Annotated in this window: 8 protein-coding genes, 7 tRNA genes and 3 rRNA genes; all 18 read right to left on the bottom strand. The window is 44.9% G+C overall.

The window, feature by feature from the left end:
* Positions 1-3: 3 nt before the first annotated feature.
* Positions 4-702, bottom strand: a complete 699-nt coding sequence (tsaB, locus tag BI350_RS03105; protein WP_075526793.1) for a tRNA (adenosine(37)-N6)-threonylcarbamoyltransferase complex dimerization subunit type 1 TsaB — start codon at positions 700-702, stop codon at positions 4-6.
* Positions 699-1,151, bottom strand: coding sequence for a tRNA (adenosine(37)-N6)-threonylcarbamoyltransferase complex ATPase subunit type 1 TsaE (gene tsaE, locus BI350_RS03100; protein ID WP_075526792.1), 453 nt, complete (start codon positions 1,149-1,151; stop codon positions 699-701). Before tsaE ends, tsaB begins: the two co-directional genes overlap by 4 nt.
* Before the next feature lie 143 nt (positions 1,152-1,294).
* Positions 1,295-1,370, bottom strand: a tRNA-Asp gene (locus BI350_RS03095).
* Between the two features lie 40 nt (positions 1,371-1,410).
* Positions 1,411-1,525 (bottom strand): 5S ribosomal RNA (gene rrf, locus BI350_RS03090).
* Positions 1,526-1,591: 66 nt separating this feature from the next.
* Positions 1,592-4,543, bottom strand: a 23S ribosomal RNA gene (locus tag BI350_RS03085).
* 190 nt (positions 4,544-4,733) lie between these two features.
* Positions 4,734-6,286: ribosomal RNA gene (locus BI350_RS03080) — 16S ribosomal RNA — on the bottom strand.
* Together the 16S, 23S and 5S rRNA genes with 7 tRNA genes alongside form the textbook arrangement of a ribosomal RNA operon.
* A gap of 160 nt (positions 6,287-6,446) precedes the next feature.
* Positions 6,447-6,520 (bottom strand) — tRNA-Gly (locus BI350_RS03075).
* Positions 6,521-6,555: 35 nt separating this feature from the next.
* Positions 6,556-6,632 (bottom strand) — tRNA-Arg (locus BI350_RS03070).
* Between the two features lie 50 nt (positions 6,633-6,682).
* Positions 6,683-6,769: transfer RNA gene (locus tag BI350_RS03065), tRNA-Leu, on the bottom strand.
* 76 nt (positions 6,770-6,845) lie between these two features.
* A tRNA-Lys gene (locus BI350_RS03060) sits at positions 6,846-6,921 on the bottom strand.
* A gap of 71 nt (positions 6,922-6,992) precedes the next feature.
* Positions 6,993-7,067 (bottom strand) — tRNA-Gln (locus tag BI350_RS03055).
* A 146-nt stretch (positions 7,068-7,213) separates the two neighbouring features.
* Positions 7,214-7,285 (bottom strand) — tRNA-Glu (locus tag BI350_RS03050).
* Between the two features lie 372 nt (positions 7,286-7,657).
* Positions 7,658-8,122 (bottom strand): SprT family protein, encoded by a 465-nt coding sequence (locus tag BI350_RS03045; protein WP_075529210.1) that lies wholly within the window; start codon positions 8,120-8,122, stop codon positions 7,658-7,660.
* A gap of 12 nt (positions 8,123-8,134) precedes the next feature.
* Positions 8,135-10,297, bottom strand: a complete 2,163-nt coding sequence (locus BI350_RS03040; protein ID WP_075526791.1) for a Tex family protein — start codon at positions 10,295-10,297, stop codon at positions 8,135-8,137.
* 55 nt (positions 10,298-10,352) lie between these two features.
* Positions 10,353-10,949: a PP2C family serine/threonine-protein phosphatase gene (locus BI350_RS03035; protein ID WP_075526790.1), complete on the bottom strand. Its 597-nt coding sequence runs from the start codon at positions 10,947-10,949 to the stop codon at positions 10,353-10,355.
* Complete coding sequence (sigB, locus tag BI350_RS03030; protein ID WP_075526789.1) at positions 10,946-11,734, bottom strand: RNA polymerase sigma factor SigB; 789 nt, start codon at positions 11,732-11,734, stop codon at positions 10,946-10,948. The genes BI350_RS03035 and sigB overlap by 4 nt, the downstream gene beginning before the upstream one ends.
* Positions 11,712-12,179, bottom strand: coding sequence for an anti-sigma B factor RsbW (gene rsbW / locus BI350_RS03025; protein ID WP_075526788.1), 468 nt, complete (start codon positions 12,177-12,179; stop codon positions 11,712-11,714). Before rsbW ends, sigB begins: the two co-directional genes overlap by 23 nt.
* Positions 12,166-12,507: an STAS domain-containing protein gene (locus BI350_RS03020; protein ID WP_075529209.1), complete on the bottom strand. Its 342-nt coding sequence runs from the start codon at positions 12,505-12,507 to the stop codon at positions 12,166-12,168. Before BI350_RS03020 ends, rsbW begins: the two co-directional genes overlap by 14 nt.
* Positions 12,508-12,668: the final 161 nt, after the last annotated feature.

The following is a 12,668-nucleotide window of genomic DNA, read 5'->3' as shown; positions in this document are numbered from 1 at the left end:
GCCTTAATCCTTCCCTTGCGCCTTCAACCAATTTGCCTCAGCTTCGGCAATTCGATGATACTCAGGTACGAAATGATGGACCTCTTTATTAAGTTCCACTTGCTGCGCAGTATAAATTAAAGAAGATGCGCGTGGGAGATTAAATGAAAACGGTGCAATCACTGCCCGTTCCTGCAAACTTTCAACTAATTGCGCTTCATGCATCGCGACATCTTTCCCAACAAATAAAATCGGCCTATCATAAGTTTGAAGTCTTTCTAATAAATCTTCTAGAGAATAGTGCCCATCTTCAATGACAGAGGTGAGCTTGTCATTCTTTGATTGATAAACACCCGCATATACATTTTTTCTTCTCGCATCTACAATTGGACAAATCAGGCCATTAAAAAATAGACCATTCATCGCAAGCACTTTCATGCTCGAAACGCCAACGAGCGGTTTATTCAATGTCCACGCAAGCGTTTTTGCTATCGTTACACCGATTCGCACACCGGTGTATGAACCTGGTCCCTCAGAAACCGCAATGGCATCGATATCCGCGGGAGACAGGTTTGCCTTTGTAAATACTTCTTCAATTGCAGGCATCGCACGCAATGAATGGTTTACGGGCATAGATGTATTTTCCTCAGTGAGTACTTGACCATCTTTCACAATTGCTACAGAAAGCGGTGTATTTGAAGTATCAATTCCTAGCCAAATCATATTTCTAGCTCCCCACACAATTTTTCATATCGTTTTCCTTTTGGCAAAAGCGTAATCGTTCGACGATCTTCTCCGTCTCGGGTTATCTGAATTTCTAATCGCTCTGCCGGTAAATCTTCTTCTATTAAATGTGCCCATTCAACAACAGAAATTGCATCTCCATAAAAGATTTCATCCCAACCGAGATCCTCATCACTTCCCGCTAGTCGATAAACATCTAAATGGTTAAAAGGATACTTCCCTTCGTATTGTTTCATAATCGTAAACGTTGGACTACTGACTGTCCTTTGTATACCTAGCGCTTTTGCCAGGGCTTGTGTAAATGCCGTTTTCCCAGCCCCTAAGTCACCTTCAAGTGTGATGACATCTGGAGGAGCCAGAAGAGGCGCTAACTTGCTAGCAAACATTTCTGTCTCAGCTAGGCTATGAACTTTAATTTCTTGTTTCATATTAATTTCCTCCACTTTTCTTTAGTGTATCGAAAACGTTAGTGATTCGAAAGTATAGCTACTTATTATTGATTTTTCTTTTATATACACAAAAAACCGATTCCGGAATAAATCCCGAAATCGGTTATAAATTTTTAAATTAATGGCGGTCCCGACGGGAATCGAACCCGCGATCTCCTGCGTGACAGGCAGGCATGTTAACCGCTACACCACGGGACCTAATTATGTAATACAACTTATATTTCAAAGTTAATAAAAAGTTTGGCAACGTCCTACTCTTGCAGGGGCTAACCCCAACTACCATCGGCGCTGAAGAGCTTAACTTCCGTGTTCGGTATGGGAACGGGTGTGACCTCTTCGCTATCGCCACCAAACTATTGAGCTTGTTCGCTCAAAACTGGATAAACAAAACATTGAATGACACAAATTGTCATGTATTTAAGGATAAGTCCTCAATCGATTAGTATCCGTCAGCTGCACATGTCGCCATGCTTCCACCTCGGACCTATCAACCTCATCATCTTTGAGGGATTTTACTTACTTACGTAATGGGAAATCTCATCTTGAGGGGGGCTTCATGCTTAGATGCTTTCAGCATTTATCCCGTCCATACGTAGCTACCCAGCTATGCCTTTGGCAAGACAACTGGTACACCAGCGGTATGTCCATCCCGGTCCTCTCGTACTAAGGACAGCTCCTCTCAAATTTCCTGCGCCCGCGACGGATAGGGACCGAACTGTCTCACGACGTTCTGAACCCAGCTCGCGTACCGCTTTAATGGGCGAACAGCCCAACCCTTGGGACCGACTACAGCCCCAGGATGCGATGAGCCGACATCGAGGTGCCAAACCTCCCCGTCGATGTGAACTCTTGGGAGAGATAAGCCTGTTATCCCCGGGGTAGCTTTTATCCGTTGAGCGATGGCCCTTCCATGCGGAACCACCGGATCACTAAGCCCGTCTTTCGACCCTGCTCGACTTGTAGGTCTCGCAGTCAAGCTCCCTTATGCCTTTGCACTCTACGAATGATGTCCAACCATTCTGAGGGAACCTTTGGGCGCCTCCGTTACTCTTTAGGAGGCGACCGCCCCAGTCAAACTGCCCGCCTGACACTGTCTCCTACCCCGCTAAGGGGCATGGGTTAGAATTCCAATACAGTCAGGGTAGTATCCCACCAATGCCTCCACCGAAGCTGGCGCTCCGGTTTCAAAGGCTCCTACCTATCCTGTACAGACTGCATCAGAATTCAATATCAGGTTGCAGTAAAGCTCCACGGGGTCTTTCCGTCCTGTCGCGGGTAACCTGCATCTTCACAGGTACTATAATTTCACCGAGTCTCTCGTTGAGACAGTGCCCAGATCGTTACGCCTTTCGTGCGGGTCGGAACTTACCCGACAAGGAATTTCGCTACCTTAGGACCGTTATAGTTACGGCCGCCGTTTACTGGGGCTTCGGTTCAAAGCTTCGCTTGCGCTAACCTCTCCCCTTAACCTTCCAGCACCGGGCAGGCGTCAGCCCCTATACGTCACCTTACGGTTTTGCAGAGACCTGTGTTTTTGCTAAACAGTCGCCTGGGCCTATTCACTGCGGCTCTCTCGGGCTTTAACACCCTATCAGAGCACCCCTTCTCCCGAAGTTACGGGGTCATTTTGCCGAGTTCCTTAACGAGAGTTCTCTCGATCACCTTAGGATTCTCTCCTCGCCTACCTGTGTCGGTTTGCGGTACGGGCACCTCCCGCCTCGTTAGAGGCTTTTCTTGGCAGCGTGAAATCAGGGACTCCGGGGAAAATTCCCCTTGCTATCACAGCTCAATGTTATAGAAACGGGATTTGCCTCGTTTCACACCTCACTGCTTAGACGCACATTACCAACCGTGCGCTCACCCTATCCTACTGCGTCCCCCCATTACTCAAACGGCGGGGAGGTGGTACAGGAATATCAACCTGTTATCCATCGTCTACGCCTTTCGGCCTCGACTTAGGTCCCGACTAACCCTGAGCGGACGAGCCTTCCTCAGGAAACCTTAGGCATTCGGTGGAAGGGATTCTCACCCTTCTTTCGCTACTCATACCGGCATTCTCACTTCTAGGCGCTCCACTAGTCCTTACAGTCTAGCTTCGACGCCCCTAGAACGCTCTCCTACCACTGACACCAAAGGTGTCAATCCACAGTTTCGGTGATTCGTTTAGCCCCGGTACATTTTCGGCGCAGCGCCACTCGACCAGTGAGCTATTACGCACTCTTTAAATGGTGGCTGCTTCTAAGCCAACATCCTGGTTGTCTGGGCAACGCCACATCCTTTTCCACTTAACGAATACTTGGGGACCTTAACTGGTGGTCTGGGTTGTTTCCCTCTCGACTACGAATCTTATCACCCGCAGTCTGACTCCCAAACAAAAATCATCGGCATTCGGAGTTTGTCTGAATTCGGTAACCCGGGATGGGCCCCTAGTCCAAACAGTGCTCTACCTCCGAGATTCTAACGTTTGAGGCTAGCCCTAAAGCTATTTCGGAGAGAACCAGCTATCTCCAGGTTCGATTGGAATTTCACCGCTACCCACACCTCATCCCCGCATTTTTCAACATACGTGGGTTCGGGCCTCCAGTAAGTGTTACCTTACCTTCACCCTGGACATGGGTAGATCACCTGGTTTCGGGTCTACGACTACATACTAAAACGCCCTATTCAGACTCGCTTTCGCTGCGGCTCCGCATTCTCTGCTTAACCTTGCATGTAATCAGTAACTCGCCGGTTCATTCTACAAAAGGCACGCCATCACTCAGCTTGTTTCCGAAGAAACAGCATCGAGCTCTGACTACTTGTAGGCACACGGTTTCAGGATCTATTTCACTCCCCTTCCGGGGTGCTTTTCACCTTTCCCTCACGGTACTGGTTCACTATCGGTCACTAGGAAGTATTTAGCCTTGGGAGATGGTCCTCCCGGATTCCGACGGAATTTCACGTGTTCCGTCGTACTCAGGATCCACTCTGGAGAGAATACACTTTTGATTACGGGGCTATTACCCACTATGGCAGACCTTTCCAGGCCGCTTCATCTAATGCATTCCTTTGTAACTCCGTATAGAGTGTCCTACAACCCCAGGAAGCAAGCTTCCTGGTTTGGGCTGTTCCCGTTTCGCTCGCCGCTACTCAGGGAATCGATTTTCTTTCTCTTCCTCCGGGTACTTAGATGTTTCAGTTCTCCGGGTGTGCCTCATATACGCTATGTATTCACGTATATGTACTGCTCCATTACGAACAGTGGGTTTCCCCATTCGGAAATCTCTGGATCAAAGCTTACTTACAGCTCCCCAGAGCATATCGGTGTTAGTGCCGTCCTTCATAGGCTCCTAGTGCCAAGGCATCCGCCGTGCGCCCTTTCTAACTTAACCTTAAAACCAATGCTGTATAGCGATATACAACAATTGATTCATACATTACTACATTTGTGTTTATTTCAATGTCGTTTTATCCAGTTTTCAAAGAACAAGTAATGAAAGTTCAAATGAATGAACCCTCAAAACTGAACGCAAAACGTCAAGTTGAAGAGAACTTTCTCTTCATTCCGTTAAATATCCTTAGAAAGGAGGTGATCCAGCCGCACCTTCCGATACGGCTACCTTGTTACGACTTCACCCCAATCATCTGTCCCACCTTCGGCGGCTGGCTCCCAAAAGGGTTACCCCACCGACTTCGGGTGTTACAAACTCTCGTGGTGTGACGGGCGGTGTGTACAAGACCCGGGAACGTATTCACCGTGGCATGCTGATCCACGATTACTAGCGATTCCTGCTTCATGCAGGCGAGTTGCAGCCTGCAATCCGAACTGGGAACGGTTTTATGGGATTAGCTCCCCCTCGCGGGTTGGCAACCCTCTGTACCGTCCATTGTAGCACGTGTGTAGCCCAGGTCATAAGGGGCATGATGATTTGACGTCATCCCCACCTTCCTCCGGTTTGTCACCGGCAGTCACCTTAGAGTGCCCAACTGAATGCTGGCAACTAAGGTCAAGGGTTGCGCTCGTTACGGGACTTAACCCAACATCTCACGACACGAGCTGACGACAACCATGCACCACCTGTCACCGCTGTCCCCGAAGGGAAAGGTATATCTCTATACCGGTCAGCGGGATGTCAAGACCTGGTAAGGTTCTTCGCGTAGCTTCGAATTAAACCACATGCTCCACCGCTTGTGCGGGTCCCCGTCAATTCCTTTGAGTTTCAGCCTTGCGGCCGTACTCCCCAGGCGGAGTGCTTAATGCGTTTGCTCCAGCACTAAGGGGCGGAAACCCCCTAACACTTAGCACTCATCGTTTACGGCATGGACTACCAGGGTATCTAATCCTGTTTGCTCCCCATGCTTTCGCGCCTCAGCGTCAGTTACAGACCAGAAAGCCGCCTTCGCCACTGGTGTTCCTCCACATCTCTACGCATTTCACCGCTACACGTGGAATTCCGCTTTCCTCTTCTGTACTCAAGCCTTCCAGTTTCCAATGACCTTCCACGGTTAAGCCGTGGGCTTTCACATCAGACTTAAAAGGCCGCCTGCGCGCGCTTTACGCCCAATAATTCCGGACAACGCTTGCCACCTACGTATTACCGCGGCTGCTGGCACGTAGTTAGCCGTGGCTTTCTAATGAGGTACCGTCAAGGTACAGGCAGTTACTCCTGTACTTGTTCTTCCCTCACAACAGAGCTTTACGATCCGAAAACCTTCTTCGCTCACGCGGCGTTGCTCCATCAGACTTTCGTCCATTGTGGAAGATTCCCTACTGCTGCCTCCCGTAGGAGTCTGGGCCGTGTCTCAGTCCCAGTGTGGCCGATCACCCTCTCAGGTCGGCTACGCATCGTCGCCTTGGTAAGCCGTTACCTCACCAACTAGCTAATGCGCCGCGGGCCCATCCCGTAGTGACAGCATAGCCGTCTTTCAGAGTTCCTTCATGCGAAGGAACTAATTATTCGGTATTAGCCCCGGTTTCCCGGAGTTATCCCCAACTACAGGGCAGGTTGCCCACGTGTTACTCACCCATCCGCCGCTAACGTCAGAGGAGCAAGCTCCTCTTCTGTTCGCTCGACTTGCATGTATTAGGCACGCCGCCAGCGTTCGTCCTGAGCCAGGATCAAACTCTCCATAATAGAGAAATTCGATTAGCTCGATTTCTTTGCTGGAATCATTTAAGATGTCCATCTTTGAATCCGAAGATTCATCTCTATAAACCAACAAGTTGACTTATAGTTGTTATATCTTGACGTTTTGCTGTTCAGTTTTCAAGGTTCATATGTTAATTTAATAAAATGGAGCGGGTGAAGGGAATCGAACCCTCATCATCAGCTTGGAAGGCTGAGGTTTTGCCATTAAACTACACCCGCATGATGTAATTATATAATATTATGTTGTTTGTTATTGGCGCGCCCGGAAGAATTCGAATCCACAACCTTCTGATCCGTAGTCAGACGCTCTATCCAATTGAGCTACGGGCGCTTTATAAAAAGCGTTATCCATTTGATTCTTAATTGTTCAACAAAGTAGTATGGTGCGGTAAAGAGGATTTGAACCTCCACAGGGTTAACCCCTACTAGGCCCTCAACCTAGCGCGTCTGCCGTTCCGCCACTACCGCGTTGTTTTAGCAACAAGTTCTATTATACATTATCCTATGAACTTGTCAACAGCTTTTGTAAATCTTTTTTAAAAACTGGTGAGCCATACAGGATTCGAACCTGTGACCCTCTGATTAAAAGTCAGATGCTCTACCAACTGAGCTAATGGCTCAATTAAACCGAATACGAAATTGAATTAGATTCACTTTCGCGTGACGCTTATAATCGATGTTTTATAAGAATTGGCTGGGGTAGCTGGATTCGAACCAACGAATGACGGAGTCAAAGTCCGTTGCCTTACCGCTTGGCTATACCCCACTATTTCGAAATCGTGACGCACACTACAGCGTCAGCCGTATCCATTCAGTATTTCAGAGAACTGCACTCTTGAACTCATCACTTGCCATATTGTAGACAATCGACAAGATTCTATACGTTCTTTCATAAGTTTCTTAAAATACTTATGACCCCTACGGGATTCGAACCCGTGTTACCGCCGTGAAAGGGCGGTGTCTTAACCGCTTGACCAAGGGGCCGTGATGTTATCAGTGTAACATGAAGACCTTACTTCTTGCAAGTCTTTTTTTAGCGAATTATGTCGTTTCTTGAACCGACTCTTACGATTATAGACAGGTTTCTTGTTTTCGTCAACAGTTTTAATGAATTCTTTTTATTCAATCTCTTAGTACCTCAACAACTGAAAAGTTCCTTCTATTATATATGTAAATACAGGCATATTAATTTCTCTAATTACTATTGAATCTCTACTATTGTTTCAGAAAAACAAGCTCGTTTATGATTTACAATTGTAGCATTCCCTTCAGATGCCTCACCTAAATCTTCATCCCTTTGCGGTCTCAGATCTATTAATTCCCACAAAAAACGTTGGAATATGATCTATTCCAACGTTATGTCGATATCGATTTGACTTTAATGATTTCCCCGGAACATTTTCCACAACGATACTTTGCAATGTCCATACGTCTTTTTCTTTTGTATTGCAGCTTACACAACTTGCATTCATAAATATGAAAGGTTGTCGTTCGTTTGTTTCTTTGCGCCAGAGGTTTACAATACCTTGGAGAAGATGTCTTGGCCAATAATTCTTTAAAGTCTTGATCGCGATGTTGATAGCCTTTCCCTTCCAAATGAAGATGATAGTGGCATAATTCATGTTTAATCACGCCGATTAACTCTTCCATCCCATGTAACGGAAGCACAAGCGGGTTAATTTGAATCGAATGATCTCCCAACATATATCGCCCACCTGTTGTGCGTAATCGATGATTATGCATCGCTTGATGAAGAAACGGCTTCTTAAACACTTCATTTGATATCGTTTCAACAAGCTTTTGTAAGTCTTGATCTAGCATTTCAACAGTCAATTATTGCTCAACTTTCTTTGGCGGCAACATCGTCAATGAGATTCGACCTTTTTCTTTATCTACTGCCTCAACCCATACGGTAACAATATCGCCAGAAGACACTACATCTAATGGGTGCTTTACAAAACCTTTTTTCAATTTAGATATATGAACTAGTCCATCTTCTGAAACCCCAATGTCTACAAACGCACCAAAATCAACGACGTTCCGAACTGTTCCTTGCATTTCTAACCCTTCATGCAAGTCTTTCATATCCAAAACATCTGCCTTTAATAAAGGTTGCGGGTAATCATCTCGCGGATCTCGATTCGGCCTTTGTAAAGTTTCAATTATGTCTTTAATGGTCACAGCACCAACTTCAAGGTCTTTTGCCAACTCATTTACATTTAATTGAGTAAGTGCTTGTACTGCCTCATCTGTGCCAAGTGATTCTTTTTTAACGTCAATCTTCTTTAAAATTTCCTCTGCAACTTTATAACTTTCCGGGTGGATGCCTGTTGCGTCAAATGGATCTTTTGCATTTGGTACACGTAAGAACCCAATAGCTTGCTCATACGTTTTAGCGCCCAGTCTCGGGACTTTTTTCAAGTCGCTTCGTTTCGCATAGAGACCATTTTCCTCACGCAATTTAACGACGTTTTCAGCTACTGTTTTCGATAGCCCTGATACGTATTGTAAAAGAGAGGAAGAGGCTGTGTTCACGTTAACCCCAACTCTATTGACCGCTGTTTCCACAACGAAAGTGAGCGAATCGGATAATTTACGCTTCGCAACGTCATGTTGGTATTGACCGACGCCGACTGAACCTGGATCGATTTTCACGAGTTCGGATAGAGGGTCTTGTAATCGACGCGCAATTGAAACCGCACTTCTTTCTTCGACTTGTAACTCTGGAAATTCTTGTCTTGCTAATTCAGATGCTGAGTAGACACTCGCTCCCGCCTCATTTACGATGACATAAGCAACTTCTGACTGTGCTTCTTTTAAGCAATCCGCGATAAACTTCTCCGTTTCACGAGAAGCTGTTCCATTCCCGATTGCAATAATGGAAATCGGATACTTTTTTAGCAGGCCCAACACCATTTGCTTGGACTTTTCTTTATTTGGTTTTGGTGGATGCGGATAAATCACCGATACCTCATGAAGTTTACCAGTTTCATCCACAACCGCTAACTTACAACCGGAACGAAATGCAGGATCTACACCGAGCACAACATTGCCCTTCAATGGCGGTTGAAGTAGTAAGCTCTTCAGGTTTTCCGAGAACACATGAATTGCTTGTTCTTCAGCTTTTTCAGTAAGGGCCGAACGGATTTCTCGTTCAATTGACGGTGCAATGAGCCTTTTAAACGCATCCGTTATCGCTTCTTTAACTTCCCCGGCCGCCGGGACATGTCCTTTACGAATAACTGTTCTTTCCATATTGCCAATAATCCGCTCTTCAGGAAACGCTACCCCAATCCGCAAAACATTTTCCTTCTCACCGCGGTTTAACGCTAACGTACGATGAGGGACAATTCTTTTAACCGGTTCTTCGTATTCGTAATAATTTCCGAAGACCTTTTTGTCGTCCTCTGCATTTTTCCTAATGGTTGAAGTGATTTTACCGTCGGACCAAGCAAATTTTCGAATCGTTTCACGAATTGCCGCATCATCTGCTATATTTTCCGCAATAATATCACGCGCCCCAGCTAGTGCATCTTCAATCGTAAGCACTTCTTTCTCTTCATTCACAAACGGCTGGGCTAACACCTCGAGTGAAGTCGATGGAAATTCGAGCAATGTTGCCGCCAACGGCTCTAATCCTTTTTCCTTTGCAATCGTTGCCCGCGTTCGTCTCTTCTGCATAAAAGGTCTATATAAGTCTTCAACCCTTTGAAGTACAGTTGCCGCAACAATCTTCTTCTTTAACGCATCGTCAAGTTTTCCTTGCTCCTCAATAATACGGAGAACTTCTTCTTTTCGTTGTTCAAGCCCGGTTATATATTGATAAGCATCCTCGACATTTTTAATTTGCACTTCATCAAGAGAACCAGTAGCTTCCTTACGATATCTCGCAATAAATGGGACAGTATTACCTTCTTCAAGAAGCGCGATTACTTTTTCTGTTTGCTTTACAGGAACTTCTGCTCGTTCCGCAGTAAGTTTTAAAATATGATCCATGCGCTAACCACCTTTCCATGTTGAATCTATATTAACACAAAAACCCGCTCCGCATTTAACGAAGCAGGTCTCCTGTAATAAACGTTGCATCATCGTCAGCGTTTGTTTTGCCAACAACATTTTCATACACTTCAAATGTACAACATGCATTTTTCAATAATGATGTAGGACTTCGTAGTTCAATGCCATCAGAGTGAAGGATAAATCGGTCTCCTGGATAATATGAGTATATTTGGGTATTCAACTTCAACGGTCTTCCCGATAAATACCCCATTACAGGGAGCGGATAAATCATTTTCTCATCATTTTGCCATATGTAAAATCGAACATTACCCACACAACTATATTGTATTGTTTTATCTTTAAAATCTACTTTCACAATGGCAACAGCTGCCCCACGTTTTTGAATCATATATTCGTTACATCGATTTAATAGTTCATCAAGTGACTCGTGATGGTATTCTGCTAACACATCCGGGATGATTTCTGCCGATTGGCGCGCGAAAGGTCCGCTCCCTAAACCATCTGCGATTGCAAAAATCAAATAATCCTCTTCCGTATGAATAAAATAAGCATCACCCGATTCCTCGTTACCATATTTCGGTCTATGATAAACGCAAGCTTCTACATAATCCGTTTGTATTTCTATCAACCAGATACACCACCAGGAGTCTCTGAAATTTTTTCTTGTAATTTCCGAATCGCCTTACGTTGAAGTCTAGAGACATGCATTTGGGAAATGCCTAGAAGTTCACCAGCCTCCTTTTGACTCATTTGATCCATGTACGTATATTGAATGATTTGTCGTTCTCGATCCGTGAGAACGACAAGGGCATCTGCAACAAGCAAGCGTTGATCTGTTGTTTCATACCCATCATCCGGTGTCCCTACTAAATCAAATAGTGTGACAGTACCGCCTTCAGAGTCCGCATCCAACGCATGGTCCATGGAAAGCGCCTGATAACTCCTCCCTATCTCCATCGCTTCTAATACGGCTTCTTCATCAACATCAAGATACTCTGCAATTTCATGAATCAGTGGGGAACGTTGTAAGTCTACTGTTAACGTTTCTACTGTAGCTTTTATTTTAGGGCCTAGCTCTTTAATTCTTCTAGGAACGTGAATCGCCCACGTTTTATCTCTCATAAAGCGTTTAATTTCTCCGATAATGGTTGGAACAGCAAATGCCTCAAAACTCCGCCCATACGAAGCATCATATCTTCTAATGGCGCCTAGTAGACCAAGCATGCCCACTTGCACTAAATCTTCGTGATAAGGTTTTCCTTTAGAATATTTTCGTGCAAGTGATTGGACAAGACGCTCATAATTTAACACCAAATTCGTTTGTGCCTCTTCATCTTGCGTCTCTTGATATCGCTTAATCCAGAGAAGTACTTCATCCTTCGTACTGGATTTAGTAGGTGACTGTTCTGACATCCTTATCCACCTGCTCTCCACCTAGATATTTCGTCATGAGAATGGTTACCCCCTCCTCATGGTGGACTTTCACTTCATCCATGAGCGACTCCATGAGGTATAGCCCTAGACCACCCTCCCTAAGGAACTGTACTTCTTCTTCGTCGTTATAGGGTCCGACATTTTTTTTCGTTTCTTCAAAATCAAAACTGCTGCCATTATCCGCAATCATTATTTCAATTTTATCTTCAAAGAGGGCACATCCGACAACCACTTCTCCCTCTTCACCTTTATAAGCGTGTTCGACGGCATTTGTAACCGCTTCACTGGATGCAATTTTCAAGTCCTCAATTTCATCAAATGTAAACCCTACTCGGCTAGCGAGGCCAGAAATTGCCAATCTAGTAACTCCGACATATTGTGCTTTTGCAGGAACTTTCATTTCAATATAATCATACGGTTGCATCGCGACTTCCACCTTCTTCCACCTCAATATCGATAATCTTATCAATACCCGTTATTTCAAAAAGACGTTTGAGACGTGCATTCACGCCTGTCATTTTCACATAGCCTTCTTTTCCTTTTAAGGCTTTATAAAAACCAATGAAAATCCCAAGACCTGTACTATCTATATAATCTACTTCTGATAAATCAATTTCCGCCTGTAAACCAGGGATATCTTGTACAGAAACTAGCCTTTCTTTTAAAACAGGCGCTGTAAATGCGTCTACTTCTCCAATTACCTTAAAATAATGAACAAGATCTTCTTTGGACAATTCTACTTGTAAATTCATCTCCACACCACGAACCTTTCTATTATCTAAGTTTTATATGATGGATGAAATTGCTTGAACTGTAAATTCTTCTTGAAATTTAAACTTTAGGACATCAAAATAAAAATGATAAAACGTTCACTTAGCAAATACACTTCGCTAACTTCGTAAAATCACATGAA

Origin of the sequence: Sporosarcina ureilytica (assembly GCF_001753205.1) — a bacterium.
Lineage (GTDB): Bacteria > Bacillota > Bacilli > Bacillales_A > Planococcaceae > Sporosarcina > Sporosarcina ureilytica.
This window is presented reverse-complemented; position numbering and strand designations above follow the sequence as displayed.